Raw genomic sequence first — 24,552 nt, 5'->3', positions numbered from 1 at the left:
CCTCTATCTTTTTGGCAGGAAATCACTATGTCGCCCGGCGATCATGGCAACCAGACTTCCCGAAGCCCCGAAAGTGGGGATGGTTTCGCTCGGCTGTCCGAAGAACCTCGTCGACAGCGAACGGATCCTCACCAAGCTGCGTAGCGACGGCTACGGCCTGTCGCCGGACTATGCCGGCGCGGACGTGGTGCTCGTCAACACCTGCGGCTTCCTCGACTCCGCCAAGGAGGAGAGCCTGGAGGCGATCGGCGAGGCCATCGCCGAGAACGGCCGCGTCATCGTCACCGGCTGCATGGGCGACGAGGCCGCGGCGATCCGCGCGCGCTTCCCCAACGTCCTCGCGATCACCGGCGCGCACCAGTACGAATCGGTCGTCGAGGCCGTGCACGAGGCGGCGCCGCCGATCCCCTCGCCCTTCGTCGATCTGGTGCCGGAGGCGGGGCTCAAGCTCACGCCGCGCCACTACAGCTATCTGAAGATCTCCGAAGGCTGCAATCACCGCTGCTCCTTCTGCATCATCCCGTCGATCCGCGGCGATCTGGCCTCGCGGCGGCCCGACGCGATCCTGCGCGAAGCCGAAAAGCTGGTTGCGGCGGGCACCCGCGAGCTGCTGGTCATCAGCCAGGACACCTCAGCCTACGGCATCGACATCCGCGACCAGCCGCGCCTCTGGAAGGGCGAGGAAGTCCGCCCGCACATGACCGATCTCGCCCGCGAGCTCGGCAAACTCGGCACGCCCGACCAGCCGGTGTGGGTGCGGCTGCACTATGTCTACCCCTATCCGCACGTCGAGCAGGTCATCCCGCTGATGGCGCAGGGGCTGGTCGTCCCCTACCTCGACATCCCGTTCCAGCATGCCAGCCCCAAGGTGCTGCGCACGATGAAGCGCCCGGCCAACGACGCCAAGGTGCTCGAGCGCCTGCGCGGCTGGCGGGCGATCTGCCCGGACATCGCGATCCGCTCGTCCTTCGTGGTCGGCTTCCCCGGCGAGACCGAGGAGGACTTCCAGTACCTCCTTGACTGGCTGGACGAGGCCCAGCTCGACCGCGTCGGCGCGTTCCGCTTCGAGCCGGTCGAGGGCGCGGCCGCCAACACGCTTCCGGACCCGGTGCCGGAGGAAGTGAAGGAAGAACGCTACACGCGTCTGATGGAGAAGACCGCCGCGATCTCGGCCGCCAAGCTCCAGGCGAAGGTCGGCCGCACCATCCCCGTCATCATCGACGACGTCGATGCCGAGGGGGGTGCCACCGGCCGCTCGCAGGCCGACGCGCCCGGCATCGACGGCGAGGTGTTCCTGCGCGACTCCGGCCATCTGGCGCAGGGGGACATCGTCCCGGTGCTCGTCGAGGATGCCGATGAGCACGATCTCTACGGGGTGCCGGTCAGCCGCTGATCGGCGGCTGTTCTCACCTGGCTGCGGGCGGCGGAGAGCAGGCTGCCTTCCGAGCACCACGGTGTCCGGCGAACGCCGGGCGCCGTCGGGGTGTTTTGCGGATGTCCTGAGTCCGCCCAATCCGCTCCTAGGCCATCTTCGACCTTCCTGACCCAGTGCGCGGAGCGCTCTCGTGGTCCAACGGAACCCGGCTCGGCTCCCTTCAAGAGGACGATGCGAGGGTCCGCACTTCTCCTTCCTGTGCTCCGCCCAGGCGGGCGCCCAGAGTAGCGCGCTTGAGGCGTTGTTAGCCCCTGATTCCCTCCTCTTGCGGGCACGCGGGAGCAGTGGCAGGCCGACGCTTCATTCTTCTGGAAGACTGAGCACGTAGCGCGCGACCTCGGTCGCCTGCTTCCGGTCCTCCAACCCGGCAAAGGCCATGCGGGTGCCGGGCATGACGCCAGTCGGGTCAAGCAGGAATGCGGTGAGCCGCGGCTCGTCCCAGCGGCCCTCCAGCTTCTGCAGCGCAGGGGAATAGCCATAGCCGGGCAGGCTCCCGGCCCGCCGGTCGGCAAGGCCCGCGAGGCTGGGTCCGAGTGCGCTGGCGCCCGGCGTGGTACGATGGCAGGTCTGGCAGGCAGCGAAGGCCGCGGGTTGCGGGAGTGCGGCGCGCGGCGTCTCGCCGCGGCACCCGGCGAGTGCCGCCGGCAGCAGCAAGGCGCCCAATCCGCCCAACGCCTTCATGCCGCGACGCCGTGATACGCAGCGGCGAAGGCGAGCACCTCGGTCGAGGCGAGCAGCCAGCCGTCGATCTGCCGGATACGGCCACCTGCGAAGTCCGCCGCCACCAGGGCCGCCAGTCGTTCGCCGTCGGGCCTGCCGAGCGCGTGCCAATCGGCACGCACGGCGTCGCGGGAGAGCGCAGGATCACAGCGAACGCAGGCGCGGCCAAGGCTCGCCATCGCATCCTCGCGGTAGCGTTGTTCGGGCGAGCCGCACAAAGTGCGGCGGACCGGTGGCAAAGCCAATGCTGCGCCGCCGGCCAGCAGCGCACCGGCCCCGGCGGCGAAGCCGCGGCGCGAAAGCTTCATGCGAAATGCTCCTGCTTCAGATGATCGGAAAGCCGCAAGGCGAGGGCGGTCAGCATCATCGTGGGCGATCCGCTGCCCGCGGTAGGGAACACCGAACTTCCGGCGACATACAGGTTGCCGACCCCGTGCACCCGGCAGTCGCGGTCGACCACCCCCTGGCGCGGATCGTCGCTCATGCGGGTCGTCCCGGTGTGGTGATAGCCGATGTCGAGTTCGGGGAAGTCGGGCCAGGACGCTTCGGGATCGTAGCGCAGGCGCAGCCGGCCGAGCCCCCGCCGGCCCGTCTCCTCCGCGAACAGCGCCAGGCTGCGGTGGAGCGAGCGCTTGCCCTCCTCCGCCAGCGCCCAGTGAAGATTGAGGATCGGCATACCCACTGCATCCACCGCATCGGTGAGGGTCACGCGGCTATCGGGGATCGGACGCGGCTCCAGCCGAGCGGCGACGCGGTAGCGGGTCGGCTCCGCCCGGCAATAGCCGCGATCGACCGCCCAGCCCGCGGTGTCGATCGGATGGGCGAGCGCGGTCGACAGATCTTCGCCGCGGATGCTGCCGCCCTCTCCCGCGGCGATCCGGTCCTGGAGCCGCTTGGCAGCGGCACCGCCAGGGGTGGGCTGCTCGTAGACGGGCGTCACCCGCAGGAATACGTCGTCGATCTGCTTCCGCCTCAGCGCGGCATCCGTGAGCAGGAAGTGGCTCACCGTGTGGGTATCGCCCGGATAGTCCTGGAACGCCATCAGCCGGTCCATGGGCACGGCCGGATTGCGTGCGAAGTCCTGGTAGATCACGACATGGTCGGTGAAGTAGCGCCCGACCTGGTCGTGGCCGTTGCCGAGGCCAGCCGGGAACGGCCGTCGCGAGGCGAGCAGCACTCGGGCATTCTCCACCCCGCCCGTGGCCAGAACGAACACGCGGGCGCGCACCTTCACCTCGCTGCCGGCCAGCGTGCGAACGGTCGCCTCCTCGATCCTGGTGCCATCCGGCGAGCCGACCAGCTCGGTCACGTTGGCGTGGTGGAGGAAGCGGATATTCGGCGCCTGGGCAATGGGAGGCGCATAGCGAGCGAAGGTGCGATTGCCGGTCCGGGGATTGACGGGCGCGACGAACGTGAGCCGAGTTTCGAACAGCTGCGGGTCGAGCGGCCATCCCCGCGTCGCAAGGCGCCGACGCCAGGCCTCCGGCGACCAGTCGACGGTGTCCTCCCGGAACAGCACCCGCTTCGACGCCTCCGGCAGATAGCCGGCGACGTCGGCGAGGGAGATCGGCCAGCCGGTGTTGGGAATGCCCGGCCGCGCCGCGAAGTCCCGGTCGAGGAAGCGGTAGCAATGCCCCGACCAGTGATTGGTCGTCCCGCCGATGTAGCGGAGACGGGACGCCTGCAGCGGATAGGGCAGCCCGCTGACCGTTGCATTGCTGTTGAGTTGCTCCACCTCCCGCTCGATCCCCTCGCCACCGCTCTCCAGCAGCAGCACGCGCACCCCCGTGCCGGCGAAAGGTGAGGCTAAGGTTAGGCCAGCGGCGCCCGCTCCAATGATGCAGAGGTCGGCCTCCAGTGGCGCATTCCCGAGCTTTCGCGCGTCTTCGAACAGACCAGCCTCCCCTCGCCCCTCCAGCCCCCCGCCGGCACTGCCGCCTGCCTATCCGCGCGGCCAAAGCGTGAACAGACGGGCGGCCGGGTAGCGTGTCCGGAACGGAGCAAGGTCTTCCGTTCGGCCGGTCCAAAGCCTAGATCAGCTCCATGTCCGAGCTTTCCTCGCTGCTTCAGGCCGATCGCGGCCAACCTGCCCGCACCATCCATCTGGTAGACCCCAAGGGGTTCGACGCGTGGCTCGGGCAGCAGCCGCCCCGCCATCGCGCCGCGATCGCCGCGCAGCGGCTGAAGCCCACGGGCTTTTCCCACGCCATTCTTCCCGGCGAGGCTGCCGAGGAGTGGTCGGTGGTCGGCGTGGTGGCGAACACAAGCGAACTCTCCCCCTGGTGCCTGGCCAAGCTGGCCGAGGTGCTGCCCGCCGGCAGCTACCGCCTAGACGGCGGCGAGCCCGCCGCGGCGGCATTCGGCTGGCTCGTCGCGCAGCACCGCTTCACCCGCTATCGCAAGGACGAGGGGGGCGAAGGCCCTCGTATCCTGCTGACCGGCGATCCGGCGCGGGTCGACGACATCGTGCGGCAGGCGGCGGCCACGCTGCTGGTCCGCGACCTGGTCGACACCGGCGCCAACGATCTGGGCCCCGCCGAGCTGGAGGCCCAGGCGGCAAGCCTCGCCAGCGCGCATGGCGCCACGCTGATGGTGACGAAAGGTGCTGAGCTGGAACGGGGCTACCCGATGATCCATGCTGTAGGAAAGGCGGCCGGCAAGGGTCGCGAGCCGCGGCTGATCGAGATCGAGTGGGGCAATCCGGCGCATCCGCGGGTCGCGATCGTCGGCAAGGGCGTATGCTTCGATTCGGGCGGGCTGAACATCAAGCCGGGCAGCGGCATGGCGTTGATGAAGAAGGACATGGGCGGTGCCGCTCATGCGCTGGCGCTCGCCACGCTGGTGATCGAATCGCGGCTGCCGGTCCGGCTGCACCTGCTGGTGCCGGCCGTCGAGAATGCGATCGCCGGCGACGCCTTTCGCCCCGGCGACGTGCTCCGCACTCGCAAAGGCATCACGGTCGAGAACACCAACACGGATGCGGAAGGACGGCTAATCCTGGGCGACGCGCTCACCCGCGCTGCCGAATCGCAGCCGGAGCTGATGATCGACTTCGCGACGCTTACCGGTGCCGCGCGCGTCGCGCTGGGTCCGGACCTGCCCGCGACCTTCTCCAATGACGAGGCGCTGGCGGCGGACCTGCTCGCCTGCGGCGCGGCCGAGGGGGACCCGCTTTGGCGGCTGCCGCTGTGGGACGCGTATGAGGACATGCTGAAGTCGACCGTCGCCGACATGGTCAATGCGCCCGAAGGCGGCTTTGCCGGGGCGATCACGGCCGCGCTGTTCCTGCGCCGCTTCGTGCCGGGGGAGATCGCCTGGGCCCATCTCGACACCTTCGCCTGGCGGCCATCCCCTAAGCCCGGGCGGCCCAAGGGTGGAGACGCCTATGGCCTCCGCGCCGCCTGGGCGTTGCTGCGCAAGCGCTATGGCGGCCGCTAACATCCGGCGCATTTTGGGACAGGGTTAACGAATTCTTCACGTGTAGTGCGCGGGCGAAACGATTACGCAGGTGGGCATGAAAACCCGCCTCCTCATCGCCGCCCTTTCGGCCACCGCCCTCGCCCTTCCGGCGGCCGCCTCGCCGGTGGTCGGCGTGGACGCGCTGAAGGAGTGGAACCTGATCGTGCTGGGGGACCTCACCTCCAGTTCCGAGGTGGAGGGGCGGACCTTCGTCGGCGGCAACCTCGACGGCAATTCGTCCAACTACCAGATCAAGACGCCGCCGCCGTCCTCCTACGACACGCCCGGCCTGATCGTCGTGGGCGACGTGACCGGGGGCGCGAAGAACCTCAACAACGGTTCGGGCGCCGTGGTCGGCGGCAACGTGAACAGCGGCTTCAACCTGAACGGCGCGCCGCAGACGGTGCAGGTCGGCGGCAGCATCGCCAACACCAACGTCAACCAGAACACGGTGAATTCGGGACTGGCCTCCAACGCCGGCTTCCTCGAAGGGCTGCAGCAGCAGAAGAGCCTGCTGACCAGCGGGATGACCGACCTGTCGCAGGGCATGACGAAGCTGGAGGCGAACAGCACCGTCACCTTCGCCAACAATCGGGCGACCTTCAACGCGAAGCCCGATGCCAAGGGTGTCGCGGTGTTCAACCTGACGGCCGATGACCTCAACCGCATCGGCGAGATCCAGTTCAACCTGAACGGCGCCGACACCGCAATCGTCAACGTCAGCGGCGCGAACATCATGCTGAACGACAATTTCCTGGGCGGCACCCAGGGTCTTGGCGAGCATGTCATCTGGAACTTCGCCGACGCTAAGAACCTGTCGCTCACCACCGCCTGGGGCGGATCGGTGCTGGCCCCCGGCGCGGCCGCGAACACCGGCAACTATATCCAGGGATCGGCCGTGTTCGGCAGCCTGGTGCAGAACGGCGAGTTCCACCTGGGCACCTATACCGGCGGCTATACGCCCACGACGCCGACCGATCCCGGCGGCCCGAAGCCGGTGCCCGAGCCCGGCACCTGGGCGCTGATGCTGGCGGGGCTGGGACTGGTGGCCCTGCTGCTGCGGCGCCGGCGGGGGGTTGCGGCGTAAGTCTGGGAGGAGCCGGGGTCGGCCGAAGCTAATCGGCACCGGTCGGCTTTAACGGGAAGCCAGTACCACGGTGAATGCCGGGGCCCGGTTAGCCCTCTGCCGTTTTGCTGGCGCTCTTTGCGCGTCGGACAAACACTCGCTCCAAATCCCACCGTGCTCCCGCGAAGGCGGGAGTTCAGGGTTCCCGAAACCGTAAGTCGTTGCTCTGCTTGGCCCTGGATCCCCGCCTTCGCGAGGATACGGACTGAGGTGGAGGCGGTACGTGCCTCGCACTCTAGCGGAGGGCGCGGCATTGCCTCGCCAACGCGCGCTCTTCAGCCGTCATCCCAACTGGGCCCCGGCCTCGCCGGGGTATTTGGCACTGAACCCCAGCCTTCGCTGAGGTGCGGGTGCGGAATTAGCTGGTTGTTTGCCCGGGACCTGACGTCGGCAACCCCGCGCGCCGCTCAGGCCGCGGCGGCGGCCTCGATGATCGGCACGAACTTCTCCGCAGTTAAGCTGGCACCGCCCACCAGCGCGCCGTCGACATTCTCCACCGCCAGGATCTTGGCCGCGTTGTCCCCGGTGACGGAGCCGCCGTACAGGATGCGGATACGATCGGCGGCATCGCTCACCATCATGCGCAGCTTGGCGCGGGCGATTGCGTGGATCGACGCGATCTCCTCGGTCGTGGGAGTGCGGCCGGTACCGATCGCCCAGCGGGGTTCGTAGGAAAGCGTGAACCAGTCGCCATCGGCATCCTCCGGCACGGACTTCTCGATCTGAGCCTGGACGACCCGCTCGGCGCGCCCGGCGTTGCGCTCGGCTTCGGTCTCGCCGACGCAGAGGATCACCCCCATGCCCTGCTTGCGCGCAGCCGCGGCCTTGGCCCAGGCGTCGTGGCTGGTCTCGTTCTGGTCGGCGCGGCGTTCCGAATGGCCGACGATCACCGTCTGGGCCCCCACCTCGACCAGCATCGCCGCGGAGACGCATCCGGTGTGGGGCCCGTGCTCGTTCTCATGGACGTCCTGTGCCCCGATCCGCACGGCTCGCGCATGATCGACGGCGGCGGCGATCAGCGTCGTGGGCACGCACAGGGCTACGTCGACGTGCGGATGCGCAGCGGCGGCGGCCTCGATCGCGGCGATCTCCTTCAACTGGGCACGCAGCCCGTGCATCTTCCAGTTGCCGGCCACCAGCTTGCGTCGCGTCACGCCCGTCTCCTTTGTGTCTGGCGATGGCGATACCAAGCCCTGCTGCCGGCACAAGCTTGAAGCCGCGCAGTGTGCGCCCTAAAGCGACCCGTTCTTTTCTTCCGGCAGGATCGGTAGCTCTTCGATGCTCGCATTCGTCAGGCGATTTCTCCACTCGACTCTCGGCAAGGGGATCGCGCTCGCGTTCCTGGTCGTGATCGCCCTGGCGTTCGCCGCGGGCGACATCAGCGGCCTGCGCCCAGGCGGCGCCTCGAGCGACGTGGTCGCGAAGGTCGGCGGCCACAAGGTGCATGACACCGAAGTGACCAAGCAGGTGCAGCAGGAGCTCGAAGGCGCCCGGCAGCGCAACCCCAATCTCGACATGCCGCAGCTGATCGCAGCCGGCGGCGTGGAGAACATCCTTGAGCGGCTCGTCACCTCGATCGCGCTGGAGAAGTTCGCGAACAAGGTCGGCATGGCCGTGAACAACAAGCTGGTCGACGGGCAGATCGCGAGCATCCCCGCCTTTCAGGGCTTTGACGGGAAGTTCGATCAGGCGACGTTCGAGCGGGCGATCGCGCAGCGCGGCATGACCCCTGCGGGCCTGCGCGAGGCGATCGGCCGCGACATGCTCGCCCAGTGGCTGGTGAGCCCGACCGTGGGCGCGACCCAGCTCCCCGAGCAGATCGCGCTGCCCTATGCCTCGCTGATGCTGGAGAAGCGGGCGGGACAGATCGTGCTGATTCCGTCTGCCGCGGTGCCGCAGGGCAATCCGCCGACGGACGCGGAACTGACCGCCTTCTACGCCAAGAACCGCGCGCGCTACACCGTGCCGGAGCGGCGCGTGATCCGCTATGCCCTGGTGCGTGCCGACAGCGTCGCCGCGCAGGCGGCGCCGACCGAGGCGGAAATTGCCCAGGCGTACCGCGCGGCCGGCAGCCGCTTCGCCGCCACCGAGCGCCGCACGGTCCGCCAGGTGGTGCTGGCCGACCAGAACGCTGCGAACCAGCTCGCCGCCAAGGTAAAGGGCGGCACCGCGATCGATGCCGCCGCCCGCGCGGCCGGGCTGGAGGCGGCAAGCTTCAGCGACCTCGACAAGGCGGCGCTCGGCGCACAGACATCGCAGGCGATCGCCGCCGCCGCCTTTGCGGCAGGCGAAGGCGCCGTCGTCGGCCCGGTCCGCTCGCCGCTCGGCTGGCACGTGCTGCGCGTCGAGAAGGTCAGCAAGGTGGCCGGCAAGACGCTGGAGCAGGCCCGCCCCGAGCTGGTCGCGGAACTGAGCCGCAGCAAGGCGGCGGGCGCGATCAACGCGGTGCAGGAGCGCATCGACGGCGCGATCAACGACGGCGCAACCTTCGAGGAAGTTGTGAGCGAGGCCAAGCTCTCCCCGCAGAGCACCGCCCCCGTCACCAGCGCCGGCACCAACCCGGACCAGCCGAACACCCCGGCCGACCCGGCGCTGGCTCGCGTGATCGAGGCCGGCTTCGGCGCCGAGCAGGGCGACGCGCCGCAGATCGTGCAGATCGAAGAGGATGGCAGCTTCGCCGTGGTCGGCCTCGACCGGGTATTGCCGGCGGCCCCCCGCCCGCTCGCGCAGGTCCGCGAGACGGTGCAGAAGGCGTTCGTCGCTGAGCGCGCGCAGCAGGAGGCCCGCAAGACCGCGGCGGCGATCCTCGCCAAGGTGAACGGCGGCACGCCGCTCGCCCAGGCGGTGGCCGCGTCGGGGCTGAAGGTGCCGGCGCCGACGCCGCTGACCGCCACCCGTGCGCAACTCGCCGCCCAGCAGGGCAACGTGCCGCCGCCGGTTGAGCTGATGTTCGCCATGGCGCCGAAGAAGGCCCGGCTGATCGCGGCGCCGGGGAACGGCGGCTGGTTCGTCGTGTACCTGGACAGCATCACGCCCGGCGACGCGAGCGGGGACAAGCGCGCCGTCGCCTCCACCCGCGGCGGCCTGGGCCAGGTCGTCGGCCAGGAATATGCCGAGCAGTTCGCCGAGGCGGTCCGCCGCAACGTGGGCGTGACCAAGAACGACGCCGCCGTCGCCCGCGTCCGCTCGACGCTGGCCGGCCAGGGCGGCGCGACCAACTGACGCTGGGGACCGAGGCCGTGATCGAGGGACGCGAGGGCGCGCAGGCAGCGCTTGCCGCCGGCAAGCCGGCACTGCTGTGGCAGCGGCTGGTGGCGGATACCGAGACGCCCGTTGCCGCCGCGCTCAAGCTTATCGAACCCGGCCGCGGCGACTTCCTGCTCGAATCGGTCGAGGGCGGATCGGTGCGCGGGCGCCACAGCCTGATCGGGCTCGCGCCGGACCTGGTGTTCCGCGCGACCGGCGCCGAGGCGGCGATCAACCGCAGCTGGCTTTCCGACCGCGAGGCGTTCGAGCCGTGCGCCGAGCCGTCGCTGGAAGCGCTGCGTACCCTTGTCGCGTCGTGCCGGATGGACGTGCCCGAGGTGCTGCCGCGCGCGCTCGCCTGCCTGGTCGGCTATTTCGGCTACGAGACGATCGGCCTGGTCGAGACGCTCGACCGGCCGCCGGCCAATCCGCTCGACCTGCCCGACATGGTGTTCGTGCGGCCGACGCTGCTGATGGTGTTCGATCGCCTTTCGGACGCGCTGTTCCTGGTCGCGCCGGTGTGGCCGGGAGCGAGCGATGCCGGTGCGGCGATCGAAGCCGCCGCCGGGCGGATCGACGACGTGGCCGCACGGCTCGCCCGCACGCCACTTCCGGAGCCCGCCCGGCAGGAGGCGCAGGAGATCGCCCTCGCCCCCGCGCTGGCGCCCGGCCGCTATGCCGAGATGGTCGCAAGCGCGAAGGAATATATCAGCGCCGGCGACATTTTTCAGGTGGTGCTGGCGCAGCGCTTCACCGCGCCGTTCACGCTGCCGCCGTTCGAGCTCTATCGCGCGCTGCGGCGGATCAACCCGTCGCCGTTCCTCTACCACCTCGACCTGCCGGGCTTTGCGCTGATCGGGTCGAGCCCGGAGATCCTGGTCCGGGTGCGCGACGGCGAAGTCACGATCCGTCCGATCGCCGGTACCCGTCCGCGTGGGAGCACGGCGGTGCAGGACGCGGAGAACCGCGCGAGCCTGCTCGCCGATCCCAAGGAGCGCGCCGAGCATCTGATGCTGCTGGACCTGGGCCGCAACGACGTCGGCCGGGTGGCCGAGGCGGGCAGCGTGCGGGTGACCGACAGCTACGGCATCGAGTTCTACAGCCATGTGATGCACATCGTGTCGAACGTGGTCGGCCGGCTCTCGCCGGATCACGACGCGCTGGATGCGCTGTTCGCGGGTTTCCCGGCGGGCACGGTCAGCGGCGCACCCAAGGTGCGCGCCTGCCAGGTGATCGCCGAGCTGGAGCAGGAAACGCGCGGCGCCTATGCGGGCGGCGTCGGTTATTTCTCACCCGACGGATCGATGGACTCGTGCATCGTGCTGCGGACCGCGGTGGTCAAGGACGGCACCATGCACGTCCAGGCCGGTGCCGGCATCGTCGCGGACAGCAACCCGGACTATGAGCAGCGCGAGTGCGAGGCCAAGGCGAGCGCGCTGCTCGCGGCCGCGCGCGAGGCGATCGCCCAGGCGAGCATCCCCCGCTTCGGGCAGTAGACGGGGCGGGATCCCCGCCCGCTCCGGCAGAGGACGCCGGAAAAGCGGGTGCCCTTCCCCCACCTCGTATCCGCGCGAAGGCGGGATCCAGAGTTTAGCTGGACAGCGACGGCTGGCTTTCGGAACCCTGGGCTCCCGCCTTCGCGGGAGCACGGCAGGGGATTGGGAGAGGGCCGGCAAACGCCAGGTCAGTCAGGCACGGCGCCGCCTGTCAGCGAGGACCGCCAAGTCACCGCAACTGGACCCCGGCCTCCGCCGGGGTACGGATTGGAAGAAGCGAAAGGTCGCGCAATCAGTCCCCGGCGCGGGGGAACTGCTCCGCCTGCTGCTGGGCCTTGCGCTGCTGGTACCACTGACGCAGCAGCTGCTGGTTGCAGCCGGTCTGGCCGCCGGTGCCGACCGGGGAGCAGCTGTCGGGCAGGCCGACGCGGTTGACCTCCATCATCGTCTCGGCGCGATTCGCCCAGCTTTGCGCGGCGGCCTCCTGCGACGGCGGGTTGCGCAATTCGCTCGGAATGCGGAAGCGCTCGCTCTCGTCCTTGCGGGCGCAGACCACGACTTCATTCTCCGTCTCAGGCTTGGGACATTCCTCCTTGCCGTAGACGGTGACGCTGCGGGTGCGCTGCGGCGGCGCGTTGCTGGTCTTCTCGGCTTCCTGGGCCATGGCCGGGGACGCGGCCAGCGCCGCCACGAGAATCCAACGCACCATGCCAACCTCCTCAACGCAAAACACACGGCCGACCAACGATCGGGTCCAGCGCAGCGTTGCGCCAGACTGCGGCGGCGCTATGGCAAAGCCATGATCCTTGTCATCGACAATTACGACAGCTTCACCTGGAACCTGGTCCATTACCTCATGGAGCTCGGCGCGCCGGTGAAGGTCGTGCGTAATGACTCGCTCACCGCCGCAGAGGCGCTGGCGAGCAATGCTGCCGGCTTCCTGATTTCGCCGGGCCCCTGCACGCCGAACGAGGCGGGTGTCTCGCTGGACCTGGTCGCCGCCTGTGCGGAGGCCGGGCGGCCGCTCTTGGGCGTGTGCCTGGGCCATCAGGCGATCGGCCAGCATTTCGGCGGCAAGGTGGTGCGCGGCGGGCTGATGCACGGCAAGACCTGCCCCGTGGAACACGACGGCACCGGATTGTTCAAAGGGCTCCCCAGCCCCTTCACCGCGACCCGCTACCACTCGCTGATCGTGACCGAAGTGCCCGAGTCGCTGGTGGTGAACTGCACGGCGGGCGATGCCAGCGTCATGGGCGTCCGCCACGCCAGCCTGCCGATCCATGGAGTGCAGTTCCACCCGGAGAGCATCGCCACCGAGCATGGCCATGCGATGCTGGCAAACTGGCTGGCGACGACCGGGATCACGCCGAAGCAGCGCGCCGCATGACCACCGCCGTCTTGCTCCCGTCGACTGAGTCCCCGCTGTCGCATGAGAGTGCGGCCGAGGCGTTCGAGGCGATCCTCGACGGCAAGGCGTCCGAAGAGGCGATCATCACCTTCCTGATCGGGCTGACGGAACGCGGCGAAACCAGTATCGAGATCGCCGAGGCCGCGCGCGCGATGCGCCACCGGATGGTGCCGATCGACGCACCGGCGGGGGCGATCGATGTCTGCGGGACCGGCGGCGACGGGCACCACACGCTCAACGTGTCGACCGCCGTCAGCCTGGTGGTCGCGGCCGCGGGCGTGCCGGTCGCCAAGCACGGCAACCGCGCTGCATCGAGCAAGGCGGGCGCCGCCGACACCTTGGAAGCGCTGGGCCTGGACATGGCGCGCGCAGGGGCGATGGCCGAGCAGACGCTGGCGGACATCGGCATCGCCTTCCTCTTCGCGGGCAACCACCATCCCGCAATCCGGCGGATCCACCCGATCCGCCAGAAGATCGGCCGGCGCACGATCTTCAACCTGATGGGTCCGCTCGCCAACCCGGCGCATGTCGAACGGCAGCTGATTGGCATCGCCCGCCCAGACTATGCGCCGCTTTATGCTGAGGCGCTGGAAAGCCTGGGCGCGACCGCGGCGGCGGTGATTTCGGGCGAGGAGGAACTCGACGAGATCTCGATCGCCGGCCCCACCCGCGTGGTGCGCATCGGCTCTGTCGCCCTGCCCGACCGGATCACGCCCGCCGACGCTCGCCTGCCGGCGAGCCCGCTGGATTCCATCCGCGGGGGTGATCCGGCGCACAATGCGCTTGCCCTGCGACGATTGTTGGCGGGCGAGGAAAGCGCCTATCGCGACGCGGTGCTGCTGAACGCGGCAGCCGCGCTGGTGATCGCCGACAAGGTGAGCGACCTGGCCGACGGCGCGGTGCTTGCCGCCAACACGATCGATTCCGGCGCCGCCCGGCGCCTCCTCGACGCATGGATTGCCTACGCATGAGCACGATGCTTTCAAAGATCCTCGACACGAAGCGCACCGAGGTCGCCGCCCGCAAGAGCCTGGCGGGGGTGCAGGAACTCGACCGTCGTGCGAGCCTGCAGACGCCGCCGCGAGGCTTTCGGGCCGCGCTCGATGCCAAGCAGGGGCATGCGATCATCGCCGAGATCAAGAAGGCCAGCCCGTCGAAAGGCCTGATCCGCGCCGACTTCGACCCGCCCGCCCATGCCCGCGCCTATCAGGCCGGCGGTGCCGCCTGCCTGTCGGTGCTGACCGACGAGGAATATTTCCAGGGTTCCGACGACTATCTGGTCGCCGCACGTGCGGCCTGCGACCTGCCGGTGCTGCGCAAGGACTTCGTCATCGATCCCTGGCAGGCGGCGGAGACGCGCGCATTGGGTGCGGACGCGATCCTGCTGATCGTCGCGGCGCTGGAGGACCGGCAGATGGCGGAAATCGAGGCGGCGGCGCTGGAGCGCAGGCTCGACGTGCTGGTGGAAGTGCACGACTTTCCCGAGCTGGAGCGGGCGCTGAAGCTCAAGACGCGGCTGATCGGCGTGAACAATCGCGACCTGCGCGACTTCTCCGTGAACTTCGATCGCACCTATGAGCTGGTCTCGCATGCGCCGGCCGGCTGCACCTTCGTCGCCGAGAGCGGGCTGACCGGCCGCGCGGACCTGGATGCGATGGCGGAGCACGGCATCCACTGCTTCCTGATCGGCGAGGCGCTGATGCGGCAGGACGATGTTGAGGCGGCGACGCGCGCGCTGACCCGATGAGCGTCCTGACCCACCTCGACGCCGAGGGCCATGCCCGCATGGTCGACGTGGGCGACAAGGCGGTGACGGCGCGGCAGGCGACCGCCACCGGCCGGATCACCATGTCGGCCGAAGCGCTGGCGGCGATCCGGGACGGGCTGGTGAAGAAGGGCGATGTGCTCGCCGTGGCGCGAGTCGCCGGGATCATGGCGGCCAAGCGCACCAGCGACCTGGTGCCGCTGTGCCATCCCCTGCCACTCACCCGCGTGGTGCTGGACCTCGCGATCGAGGCCGACGGCATCGCCGCGACCGCGACCTGCGCGACGGACGGCAAGACCGGCGTGGAGATGGAGGCGCTGACGGCGGTCTCCGTCGCGCTGCTCACCGTCTACGACATGGCCAAGGCGCTGGACCGCGGCATGGTGATCGAGGGCGTGCGCCTGCTCGCCAAGTCGGGCGGGAAGTCCGGAGACTGGCAGGCGTGAGCCTGCTGCCGCTCGACGAGGCGCAGGCGCGGGTATTGCGGCTCGCGCCGCCCGTGGGCGTGGAAACGGTGCCGATCCGCGACGCCATCGGCCGCTGGGCGGCGGCCGACCTGGCGGCGCTGCGGACCCAGCCCGAGCGCGCGCTGTCGTCGATGGACGGGTATGCGATCCGCTTCGACGACCTGCCGGGACCGTGGGAGGTGATCGGCGAGTCCGCGGCCGGGCGGCCGTTCGGCGGTCGCGTCGGGCCGCGACGGGCGGCGCGCATCTTCACGGGGGCCGCGCTGCCCGAGGGCGCCGACACGGTGCTGGTGCAGGAAGAGGCCGCGCGCGAGGGCACCCGGCTGACGCTTGCGGGCGAAGGCCCGCCTCGCCCGGGAAGCAGTGTGCGGGCCGCGGGTCTGGACTTCACCGCGGGCGAGCGGCTACTGCCGGCCGGCGCGCCGATCACGCCGGCGGCGGCGGCGTTGCTCGCAGTCGGCGGGCACGGCGTGATCCCCGTCCGGCGGCCGGTGCGGGTGGCGATCGCGGCCACCGGCGACGAGCTGGTGCCGCCGGGCTCGCCGCCCGAGGCGGGACTGCCGGAATCCAACGGCGTGCTGCTCGCCGGGCTGCTCGACGGGCTTCCGGTCGAGCGGATCGACCTCGGCATCCTGCCGGACGACCTGCCTACCCTCACCGCCGCCTTTGCCGCGGTAGATGCCGACGTGCTGGTGACGACCGGGGGCGCCTCCGTCGGCGACCACGATCTGGTCCGGCCGGCGCTGGAGGCGGCAGGCGGCACGATCGATTTCTGGCGCATCGCGATGCGGCCCGGCAAGCCGATGATGGCGGGCACGCTCGGCGGTGCCGTCGTGCTGGGCCTGCCGGGCAATCCGGTGTCGGCATTCGTGACGGCGACGCTGTTCCTGCTGCCGCTGGTGCGCAGGCTCGCGGGCGCGGCCGATCCGCTGCCGCGCAGGCGCCTGGTGCCGCTCGGCGCGCCGCTGGCCGCCAACGACCGGCGCGCCGACCATCTGCGCGCGGCGCTGCGCGACGGGCTCGCCTTCCCCGCCCCCGCGCAGGACAGTTCGATGCTGCGCACCCTCGCCCGGGCCGACTGCCTGATCGTGCGTCCGCCCCATGCGGCCGCGGCAAAAGCGGGCGACTCGGTGGAAATCCTGGATATCGGTTGACAGGGGGCGGCTCCGTTTCCTAAAGGTTCCATATCTGTTCCGACGGAGGACCGCATGCTCACGCGCAAGCAGCACGAGCTGATCTGCTTCATCGACGACCGGTTGAAGGAAACCGGCGTATCCCCCTCGTTCGAGGAGATGAAGGAAGCGCTCGACCTCAAGTCGAAGTCCGGGGTGCACCGCCTGATCAGCGCGCTGGAGGAACGCCAGTTCATCCGCCGTCTGCCGAACCGCGCCCGCGCGCTGGAAGTGCTGCGGATGCCCGACCGGCCCGAGACGGCGAAGAAGGCTGCGGCCAAGACGGCGGCCCCCAGGAGCGCGCCGGTCGCCCCGCCCGCTCCCGCCAACGACGTGATCGAGATCCCGCTGCACGGCCGCATCGCCGCCGGCGTCCCGATCGAGGCGATGGAAGGCCAGCAGATGCTGCCGGTGCCGGCCGCGCTGCTGGGCTCGGGCGAGCATTATGCCCTGGAGGTCGCGGGGGACTCGATGGTCGAGGCGGGCATCCTCGACGGCGACTATGCCCTGGTCCGCCGCACCGACGCGGCGCGGGATGGCGAGATCGTGGTCGCGCTGATCGACGAGAACGAGGCGACGCTGAAGTATTTCCGCCGCGAGGGCGCGATGATCCGCCTCGACCCGGCCAACCGCAGCTATGACCCGCAGCGCTATCGGCCGGACCAGGTGCGGGTGCAGGGGAAGCTTGCCGGGCTGCTGCGCCGCTACTGAAGGCGCCGGGTCTTCGGTTAGCGGGACTCCCGTCCAACAGTCTGTCGGGACCCGGCTCCTGCCCGTCTTCGCTGCGCCTGCGGGCGAGACGATGAGGCGGTGCGACGAGCCATGGCCCTGGCCCGTGTGAACACGCCCTGCTGCGCCGCCCCTGCCGCGCGCTCCGTCCTCAACCCCGCGCATGCGGGACCCTCGCGATCATCGCAGAGGTCCGGATATCCCATGTTCCCGCGGGGCCGCGGCCTAGGGCCAAGCAGCAAGAGGACGAGCGACAGCCGCAACTCTGGGCTCCTGCCTTCGCAGGAGCCTGCGTAGCCAATCCGTCGGAGCCGCAAAGAAGCTGACTGTCGCTAGAAGGGCGACGGCAGAAAGTGGGGGATCGAGAAGCTGCGGCAGGAAAGCGTCAGGAATCGAGGCGGCGCGGGCCGCCCTTCCCGCGCCGCGGCCGGGGATCCATCACCGGCACCGTCGTCGGCGGCGCGATCCACGGGTGCTGGTCCCCCGCGGCGCGCACCCGCCGCGCCTCGGGCGGGTCGAAGCGGACAGCGACGCCGCCGGTACGCGCCAGCACAGGGCGGTCGAGCCGCAGCCAGCGTGGGGTACAGCCCCGCGGGAGGCGGCGTTCGCTGACCACGATGTCGGCGTCGCGGCATGCGGCGATCAGGTCGCGCACCGGAAGCAGATAGCCGCTGCGGGTCGCGACGACGCGCCAGACCCGGTCGCTGGCGGCGACGTCCACCAGGCAGACGTCGGCGGTGCAGCGGGCGTTGGCCTGCCCGGCGAGGGGCGGCAGCTCGCCTTCGACGCCGCCGCCCTCCCCCAGCGTATCCCGCACATAGTCGCCGGCCCGGTCGCGCAGGATCGCCATGCCTCCCTCGGGCGTGCGGATCGCCAGGTGCCGGCCGTCGCTGGTGACGAGCAGGTCGGGCGCGGGCGTGGCGAGCGCCCACAGCGCGCCGGCCGTGAACGGCGCCAGTCCCAGCAGCCGGGCCCGCGTGCGCCAGAGCGCCAGCCACAGGCCGCCTGCGACCATCAGCCCGAACGCCGCGCCCGGCATCGACGGCAATGCCGCGACAGAACCCGGGGCGGCCGCAACCGTGCGCGCGAGCCACAGCAGCAGCGACAGGGCGTGCTCGACCACCCACCAGGCCGGCGCGCCGAGGCCAAGGAGATCGAGCAGCAGCCCCAGCGCCTCGGCCGGCATGACGACAAAGGTGGTGAGCGGGATCGCGACGATGTTGGCGAGCGCCCCGTAGAGCCCGGCCTTGTGGAAGTGGAACAGGCCGATCGGCATCAGCACGGCCTCGACCGCGACGCCGGTGAGGAGCAGGGATCCGAGGTTCCGCAGCAACCGCCACGGCAGCCCCTCGTCGCGCGCCTGGAACCAGCGGCGGACCCGCGGGTGCTCGTGGAGGGCGACGATCGCGGTGACGGCGGCAAAGCTCAGCTGGAAACTGGGGTCGCTCAACGACTCCGGGAGAACGAGCAGGACCAGGAAAGCCCCGGTCGCGACCAGCCGCAAGGTGATCGCCTCCCGACCCATCGCCAGCGCCGCCAGCACCAGCAGCGCCGCGACGCAGGAACGGATCGTCGGAACCTCGGCGCCCGAAAGCCAGGTGTAGCCGATCGCCGCCAGTGCGGCGCCGGAAGCCGCCACCAGCGGCAGGCGCACGCGGAGGGCGAGCGCCGGCACCAGCGCCAGCACCCGGAGCAGGAGCAACATGGTCGCGCCCACCACCGCCGTCACGTGCAGGCCGCTGATCGACAGGAGGTGCGCCAGTCCCGCGCGGCGCATCGCCTCGTCCGCGGCCTCGCCGATGGCGCCGCGGTCTCCAGTCACCAGCGCGGCCGCGACTCCGCCCTCGCTGCCCGGCACCCGCTGCTGGATGTGGGCGGTCAGGCGGTTGCGCAGCCCGGCGCCGGCCTTAATCGCCGGTCTCAGCACCTCGATCGGCGCGAAGCCGCGGCCTGTCGCGCCCACGCGGTCGAACCACGCGACACGAGTGAAGTCATAAGCGCCGGGTACGGCAGGCGGCGGCGGGGGCACGAGTCGCGCGCGCAGCCGCAAGACGGCACCGGGGCCCGCACCGGCCGGAACCGCATCCTGCGGCACGTTGACCCGAACGAGCGGCGGCAGCGTGGAGGCGCCGACGGGCGCGAGCCGGAGCCGAACCAGTTCGCGTGCGGGCAAGGGCTCCACCCGCTCCACGCGCGCGGTGAAGGCAAAAACGCCCGCCCGCGCCAACACCGGCGCCGCGACGCGCTCGGCCCGCCACCACACCAGCGCGCAGCCGAGCGCGGCAAGCAGCCCGGCGCCCGCCACGATCCGGCCCAGGCGCCCGGCGGGGGGAAAGGCGATGCCGGACGCACCGACCCCGAGCGCGCCCAGCAGGAACGCCATCCACGAGGAAACGTTGGGGAGGACGAACCAGGCGGCGATGCCGGTGCCCAGGGCCACCGGCATCCACAGCGGCAACTGGTCCCGCTCGGCTTCCAGCCACCGCTCGACCACATGCAGAAAATACACCCGCCGGTTGATTTGAAGCCTCGGAGGGGCCGTGCTAGGGGCGGGCGCGGCTGATGTGGCCATGATTGTTCGAGCTTGGGAGCAGGCGCAGTTGCGCGCAAGTATGGATACCGGAACCTCGCCTGAAGGCGTAGTCGTCACCCGCTTCGCCCCTTCCCCCACGGGGTTCCTGCACATCGGCGGTGCGCGCACCGCACTGTTCAACTGGCTCTATGCCCGCCACCATGGCGGCAAGTTCCTGCTACGCATCGAGGACACCGACCGCGCCCGCTCGACCGAGCCGGCGATCGAGGCGATCCTGGACGGCATGCGCTGGCTGGGCCTGGACTGGGACGGCGACGCCGTGTTCCAGTTCTCCCGCGCCGATCGCCACGCCGAAGTCGCGCATCAGCTGCTCGCCGCCGGCCATGCGTACAAATGCTACGCCACGGCAGAGGAACTCGCAGCACTGCGCGAGCAGCAGCGGGCGGAGGGCAAGCCGATCCGCTACGACGGCCGCTGGCGCGACTGCGATCCCGCCACCGCGCCGCAAGGCGCGCCTTACGTGGTGCGGCTGAAGGCACCCAAGGACGGCGCCGTCACGATCTCCGACCGGGTCCAGGGCGACGTCACCGTCGCCAATGCCGAGCTCGACGATTTCGTGCTGCTGCGCTCCGATGGCACCCCCACCTACATGCTGGCGGTGGTGGTCGACGACCATGACATGGGCGTCACCCATGTCATTCGCGGGGACGACCACCTCAACAACGCCTTCCGCCAGCTGGCGCTGATCCGCGCGATGGATACGGTGGAGGGTGGCTGGCCGGACCCGGTCTATGCGCACGTCCCGCTGATCCACGGTGCCGACGGCGCCAAGCTGTCGAAGCGCCACGGCGCACTGGGCGTCGACGCCTATCGCGACGAGCTCGGCATCCTGCCCGAGGCGCTCAACAACTATCTGCTGCGCCTGGGCTGGGGCCATGGCGACGAGGAGATCCTCAGCCGCGATCGCGCGGTGGAGGTTTTCGACCTCGCCGGCGTCGGCCGCTCGCCGGCGCGCTTCGATCTCAAGAAGCTCGCGCACGTCAACGGCCACTACATCCGCGAGGCGGATGACGCGCGACTCGCCGGCCTTGTCGCGGGTCGCCTGCCCCAGGCTCCCGACGCAGCCGGGCTCGATCTGCTGCGCCGCGCCATGCCGGCGTTGAAGCCGCGCGCGGCCGACCTGAACGAACTCGCAGACAACACCGCCTTCCTTTTCGCCACCCGGCCGCTGCCGATCGAAGAGTCGGCCGCGCCCCTGCTGGCCGGCGATGCGCCCGCGCTGCTTTCGCAGTTGCACACGGCGCTTGACGCGGTCGAGCGGTGGGATACGGAGACCACAGAACATGCGGTACGCAGCGTGGCGGACGCAGCCGGAGTGAAGCTGGGTGCAGTCGCACAGCCGCTTCGCGCCGCACTGACCGGTCGCCGCACCTCCCCCGGCATCTTCGACGTGCTCGAACTGCTCGGACGCGAGGAAAGCCTCGGCCGCATCGCCGACCAGATGGCCGTTCCGGCCAACCACTGAACGAAAGGAAGACACCCGATGAGCGAGACCGCCAAGTTGCAGGTAGCGGGCAAGGACGGTGACTATCCGGTGCTTTCGGGCACGGTCGGACCGGACGTCATCGACATCCGCAAGCTCTATGCGCAGACCGGCGCCTTCACCTACGATCCGGGCTTCACCTCGACCGCGAGCTGCGAGTCGGGCCTGACCTACATCGACGGCGACCAGGGCGTGCTGCTCCACCGCGGCTACCCGATCGACCAGCTCGCCGAAAACTCCAGCTTCATGGAAGTCAGCTATCTGCTGCTGAACGGCGAGCTGCCGAACCAGGGCGAGCTCGACAAGTTCACCAACACCATCACGCGCCACACCATGGTGCACGAGCAGCTGGCGAACTTCTATCGCGGCTTCCGTCGCGACGCCCACCCGATGGCAATCCTGTGCGGCGTGGTCGGCGCGCTTTCCGCCTTCTACCACGACTCGACCGACATCACCGATCCGGTCCAGCGGCAGATCGCCAGCCACCGCCTGATCGCCAAGATGCCGACGATCGCGGCGATGGCGTACAAATATTCCGTGGGCCAGCCGTTCCTCTACCCGGACAACAAGCTGTCCTACACCGGCAACTTCCTGCGCATGACCTTTGGCGTGCCGGCCGAGGAATATGAGGTCGATCCGATCATCGAATCGGCGATGGACAAGATCTTCATCCTCCACGCCGATCACGAGCAGAACGCATCGACCTCGACCGTGCGTCTCGCGGGTTCGTCGGGCGCCAATCCGTTCGCGTGCATCGCGGCCGGCATCGCCTGCCTTTGGGGCCCGGCACATGGCGGCGCCAACGAAGCGGCGCTCAACATGCTGCGCGAGATCGGCACCCCGGATCGCATCCCCGAGTATATCGCACGCGCGAAGAACAAGGACGATCCGTTCCGCCTGATGGGCTTCGGCCACCGCGTCTACAAGAACTTCGACCCGCGCGCGAAGGTGCTGTCGAAGGCCGCAACCGAGGTGCTGGACAAGCTGGGCATCAACGATCCGGTGCTGGATACCGCCCGCGAGCTCGAGCAGATCGCGCTCAAGGACCAGTATTTCATCGACAAGAAGCTCTACCCGAACGTGGACTTCTATTCGGGCGTGATCCTGTCGGCGATCGGCTTCCCGACCGAAATGTTCACCGTGCTGTTCGCCCTCGCCCGCACCGTCGGCTGGGTTGCGCAGTGGAACGAGATGATCTCGGATCCGGCCCAGAAGATCGGCCGTCCGCGTCAGCTCTACACGGGCCCGACGCAGCGCGACTATGTCGCGATCGGCCAGCGCTGATGCGCCCCGCCCGACGATTGCTGATGATCGCCGGCGCGATCGCCGCGATCGTCGGGCTGTTCTGGATCGGCCAGGGGACGGGCATCGTCCGCTGGCCGGCCTCCAGCTTCATGATCGACCAGTACAACTGGGTGCTGACCGGCACCGTCACCGCCGTCGCGGGATTGGTCGCGATCCTGATCGCGCGGCGGATGCGCGGCTGAACCCGTCGCTCGCGAGAATTTTCCGTCCTCCGAGCCCTTGTCGCTCCCCTGTGCGAGCGCACTTCGGCGCCCATGGTGCGCCTCGCCCTTCAAGGATCGCACGGGCCATCGGCCGACGCGCCGACGCAGTTGCAGCGCCGGATCAGTGGACCGGCCACACCCACAGGATCAGGGGCGTCCCGAGCAGCAGGACGAGCAGCGACAGCGGCGCACCCAGCCGCGCATAGTCGCCGAAGCGATAGCCGCCCGGGCCCATCACCAGCGTGTTGCACTGGTGACCGATCGGGGTGAGGAAGTCGCAGCCCGCGCCCACCGCCGTCGCCATCAGGAACGCCTCCGGCCGATACCCCAGATCGCCTGCGAAGGTCGCGGCGATCGGCGCCATCACTAGCACGGTGGCCGCGTTGTTTAGGAACGGGGTGACCGCCATCGCGGCGACCAGGATCAGGCCCACCGCGCCCCAGACGGGGAGCGACGCAGCGGTCTGCGCGAGCCAGACGCCGATGATGTCGCTCATGCCCGTCGTGCGCAGCGTGTCGCTGACCGGGATCAGCGCGCCCAGCATCACCAGGATCGGCCATTCTATGTGGCTATAGGCGTCCCGCACCGGCAGCGATCCCGTCAGGATCACGATGGCCGCAGCAGCGAAGAAGGCGACCGCAACCGGGACGAGACCGCTGGCCGTTGCGGCCATCGCGACCGCCAGCACCGCCAGCGGCAGAAGCCCCTTGCGCGCGTTGCCCAGCCGCAGCGAGCGTTCGGCGAGCGGCAGGCAGCCCAGCATGCGAAGTCGCTCCGGCAGCAGCCCGAGCGGCCCCTGCAGCACCACCACGTCGCCGGGGCAGAGCACGGTGTTGGCGAGGCGGCGCGTCAGCCGTTCGCCCCGGCGCGAGATCGCGATCAGGTTCACGCCATAGCGCGCCTGGAGCAGCATGCGTCCGGCCGTCTGGCCGACGAGCACCGAGTCGACGCCCAGCACCGCTTCGATCACGCCGACCTCGTCGTGCTCGCTGCCCTGCGGCTGGGCGCGGTCGTGCCCCTCCAGCTCCAGTCCGTCACCCGCGATGACCTGTTCGAGCGTGTCGGGCGCGCCGCCTAGGATGAGGACATCGCCGGCGCGGAGCTCGAGCTCGCGCCAGGGCGTCGTGCGGATACCGGCGCGCAGCACCTGCGTGACCGTGACGTCATGGCCGTGGCGCGCGACAAAGGCGGCGATGGTCTCCCCCACCGCCTCGGACCGCTCGGCGACGCGTGCCTCGGTCACATAGTCCTGGATGTCGAGCGCCTCACCCATCGTCGGGGCGGCGCGGCGGTCGCCCGGCAGCAGGCGGTAGCCGAAGCGCAGGAACAGCAGCCCCATCACGGTCAGGCCGAGCCCCACCGGCAGATAGTCGAACATGCGGAACGGCGTGCCGGTCATGTCCTCGCGCACGCGGCTGACGATGATGTTCGGCGAGGTGCCGACTAGGGTCATGAGGCCGCCCAGCAGCGACGCGAACGACATCGGCATCAGCAGCGCGGAAGGCGAGCTCTTGGAGCGCTTCGCCATCTGGAAGGCGGCGGGCATCAGCATGGCGAGCGCACCGATGTTCTTCACCAGCGCGGAGGCGAACCCCACCGAGGCGCACAGCACCATGAGCTGAGAAGGAAGCCGGGTCACATATTTCTGCACCACCCGGAGCATCCGTTCGATCACGCCGGAGCGCTGCACCGCGCCGCTGATGACCAGGGCGGAGGCGACGATCACGACGATATCGTCGGAGAAGCCGCTGAAGGCGTCTTCCGGCTTCACCAGGCCCAGGGCGATCGCCGCGAGCAGGGCGATGACCGCCGTGACGTCGTAGCGGAACTTCCCCCAGATGAAGAGCAGCATCATGCCCGTCAGCACGCAGACGGACAGGATTTGCGGCGTTGTCATGCGAAAGCGATTCCCCCAGCACCAGTTTCCGCTGTGCTCAACGCCCGA

Annotated in this window: 21 protein-coding genes; 14 read left to right on the top strand and 7 right to left on the bottom strand. The window is 69.9% G+C overall.

From position 1 onward, the window contains the following. The first annotated feature begins 43 nt into the window (after window positions 1-43). Window positions 44-1,393 carry a 30S ribosomal protein S12 methylthiotransferase RimO gene (gene rimO / locus EO081_RS13370; RefSeq protein WP_129342371.1) on the top strand — a complete coding sequence of 450 codons (1,350 nt, stop codon included), beginning with the start codon at window positions 44-46 and terminating at the stop codon, window positions 1,391-1,393. 342 nt (window positions 1,394-1,735) lie between these two features. Here rimO and EO081_RS13365 read toward each other — a convergent pair whose 3' ends face one another. The 3 genes from EO081_RS13365 to EO081_RS13355 are packed head-to-tail and all read right to left on the bottom strand — an operon-like array spanning window position 1,736 to window position 3,932. Then, complete coding sequence (locus EO081_RS13365) at window positions 1,736-2,116, bottom strand: c-type cytochrome (protein WP_129342370.1); 381 nt, start codon at window positions 2,114-2,116, stop codon at window positions 1,736-1,738. Next, the gene (locus EO081_RS13360) at window positions 2,113-2,463 is read right to left on the bottom strand and encodes a hypothetical protein (protein WP_129342369.1); all 351 of its coding nucleotides are present in this window, start codon (window positions 2,461-2,463) and stop codon (window positions 2,113-2,115) included. Before EO081_RS13360 ends, EO081_RS13365 begins: the two co-directional genes overlap by 4 nt. After that, a complete protein-coding gene (locus EO081_RS13355; protein WP_129342368.1) occupies window positions 2,460-3,932 on the bottom strand; it encodes a GMC oxidoreductase in 1,473 nt (490 codons plus the stop codon). The genes EO081_RS13360 and EO081_RS13355 overlap by 4 nt, the downstream gene beginning before the upstream one ends. Before the next feature lie 266 nt (window positions 3,933-4,198). Between EO081_RS13355 and EO081_RS13350 the strand changes: the two genes are divergently transcribed. Next, window positions 4,199-5,593: a leucyl aminopeptidase family protein gene (locus EO081_RS13350; RefSeq protein ID WP_129342367.1), complete on the top strand. Its 1,395-nt coding sequence runs from the start codon at window positions 4,199-4,201 to the stop codon at window positions 5,591-5,593. A gap of 76 nt (window positions 5,594-5,669) precedes the next feature. Continuing rightward, complete coding sequence (locus tag EO081_RS13345) at window positions 5,670-6,701, top strand: choice-of-anchor A family protein (RefSeq protein WP_129342366.1); 1,032 nt, start codon at window positions 5,670-5,672, stop codon at window positions 6,699-6,701. A gap of 446 nt (window positions 6,702-7,147) precedes the next feature. On the opposite strand, the gene tpiA is transcribed toward EO081_RS13345, so the two are convergent. After that, window positions 7,148-7,894 carry a triose-phosphate isomerase gene (gene tpiA, locus EO081_RS13340; RefSeq protein ID WP_129342365.1) on the bottom strand — a complete coding sequence of 249 codons (747 nt, stop codon included), beginning with the start codon at window positions 7,892-7,894 and terminating at the stop codon, window positions 7,148-7,150. 124 nt (window positions 7,895-8,018) lie between these two features. Between tpiA and EO081_RS13335 the strand changes: the two genes are divergently transcribed. Further along, a complete protein-coding gene (locus tag EO081_RS13335; RefSeq protein ID WP_129342364.1) occupies window positions 8,019-9,962 on the top strand; it encodes a peptidylprolyl isomerase in 1,944 nt (647 codons plus the stop codon). A gap of 20 nt (window positions 9,963-9,982) precedes the next feature. After that, window positions 9,983-11,482 (top strand): anthranilate synthase component I, encoded by a 1,500-nt coding sequence (trpE, locus tag EO081_RS13330; protein ID WP_183947957.1) that lies wholly within the window; start codon window positions 9,983-9,985, stop codon window positions 11,480-11,482. A gap of 292 nt (window positions 11,483-11,774) precedes the next feature. On the opposite strand, the gene EO081_RS13325 is transcribed toward trpE, so the two are convergent. Further along, complete coding sequence (locus EO081_RS13325; protein ID WP_129342362.1) at window positions 11,775-12,191, bottom strand: hypothetical protein; 417 nt, start codon at window positions 12,189-12,191, stop codon at window positions 11,775-11,777. 90 nt (window positions 12,192-12,281) lie between these two features. Between EO081_RS13325 and EO081_RS13320 the strand changes: the two genes are divergently transcribed. From EO081_RS13320 to lexA, 6 genes are read left to right on the top strand one after another with little or no spacing between them, the layout of a single operon-like run. Continuing rightward, complete coding sequence (locus tag EO081_RS13320; protein WP_129342361.1) at window positions 12,282-12,869, top strand: anthranilate synthase component II; 588 nt, start codon at window positions 12,282-12,284, stop codon at window positions 12,867-12,869. Further along, window positions 12,866-13,861, top strand: a complete 996-nt coding sequence (gene trpD, locus EO081_RS13315) for an anthranilate phosphoribosyltransferase (RefSeq protein ID WP_129342360.1) — start codon at window positions 12,866-12,868, stop codon at window positions 13,859-13,861. The genes EO081_RS13320 and trpD overlap by 4 nt, the downstream gene beginning before the upstream one ends. Then, on the top strand, window positions 13,858-14,637 hold the full coding sequence (trpC, locus tag EO081_RS13310) for an indole-3-glycerol phosphate synthase TrpC (RefSeq protein WP_129342359.1): 780 nt from the start codon (window positions 13,858-13,860) through the stop codon (window positions 14,635-14,637). The genes trpD and trpC overlap by 4 nt, the downstream gene beginning before the upstream one ends. Next, window positions 14,634-15,101: a cyclic pyranopterin monophosphate synthase MoaC gene (gene moaC, locus EO081_RS13305; protein WP_129342358.1), complete on the top strand. Its 468-nt coding sequence runs from the start codon at window positions 14,634-14,636 to the stop codon at window positions 15,099-15,101. Before trpC ends, moaC begins: the two co-directional genes overlap by 4 nt. Next, entirely contained in the window at window positions 15,098-16,276 is a 1,179-nt protein-coding gene (locus EO081_RS13300; protein ID WP_129342357.1) for a molybdopterin molybdotransferase MoeA, read from the top strand. Before moaC ends, EO081_RS13300 begins: the two co-directional genes overlap by 4 nt. Before the next feature lie 54 nt (window positions 16,277-16,330). Further along, entirely contained in the window at window positions 16,331-17,005 is a 675-nt protein-coding gene (lexA, locus tag EO081_RS13295; protein ID WP_129342356.1) for a transcriptional repressor LexA, read from the top strand. Window positions 17,006-17,408: 403 nt separating this feature from the next. On the opposite strand, the gene EO081_RS13290 is transcribed toward lexA, so the two are convergent. Beyond that, entirely contained in the window at window positions 17,409-19,469 is a 2,061-nt protein-coding gene (locus EO081_RS13290; RefSeq protein WP_240697686.1) for a ComEC/Rec2 family competence protein, read from the bottom strand. A 166-nt stretch (window positions 19,470-19,635) separates the two neighbouring features. Between EO081_RS13290 and gltX the strand changes: the two genes are divergently transcribed. Genes gltX through EO081_RS13275 form a run of 3 tightly spaced genes read left to right on the top strand, consistent with a single transcriptional unit; the run spans window position 19,636 to window position 22,586 of the window. Continuing rightward, a complete protein-coding gene (gltX, locus tag EO081_RS13285) occupies window positions 19,636-21,081 on the top strand; it encodes a glutamate--tRNA ligase (RefSeq protein ID WP_129342354.1) in 1,446 nt (481 codons plus the stop codon). Window positions 21,082-21,099: 18 nt separating this feature from the next. Further along, window positions 21,100-22,383, top strand: coding sequence for a citrate synthase (locus EO081_RS13280; protein WP_129342353.1), 1,284 nt, complete (start codon window positions 21,100-21,102; stop codon window positions 22,381-22,383). 23 nt (window positions 22,384-22,406) lie between these two features. Continuing rightward, on the top strand, window positions 22,407-22,586 hold the full coding sequence (locus EO081_RS13275) for a hypothetical protein (RefSeq protein ID WP_240697668.1): 180 nt from the start codon (window positions 22,407-22,409) through the stop codon (window positions 22,584-22,586). Between the two features lie 142 nt (window positions 22,587-22,728). On the opposite strand, the gene EO081_RS13270 is transcribed toward EO081_RS13275, so the two are convergent. Then, window positions 22,729-24,504 carry an SLC13 family permease gene (locus EO081_RS13270; RefSeq protein WP_129342351.1) on the bottom strand — a complete coding sequence of 592 codons (1,776 nt, stop codon included), beginning with the start codon at window positions 24,502-24,504 and terminating at the stop codon, window positions 22,729-22,731. Window positions 24,505-24,552 lie beyond the last annotated feature (48 nt).

It is taken from the genome of Sphingomonas desiccabilis (genome assembly GCF_004135605.1).
In the GTDB taxonomy this organism is placed as follows: domain Bacteria; phylum Pseudomonadota; class Alphaproteobacteria; order Sphingomonadales; family Sphingomonadaceae; genus Sphingomonas; species Sphingomonas desiccabilis.
This window is presented reverse-complemented; position numbering and strand designations above follow the sequence as displayed.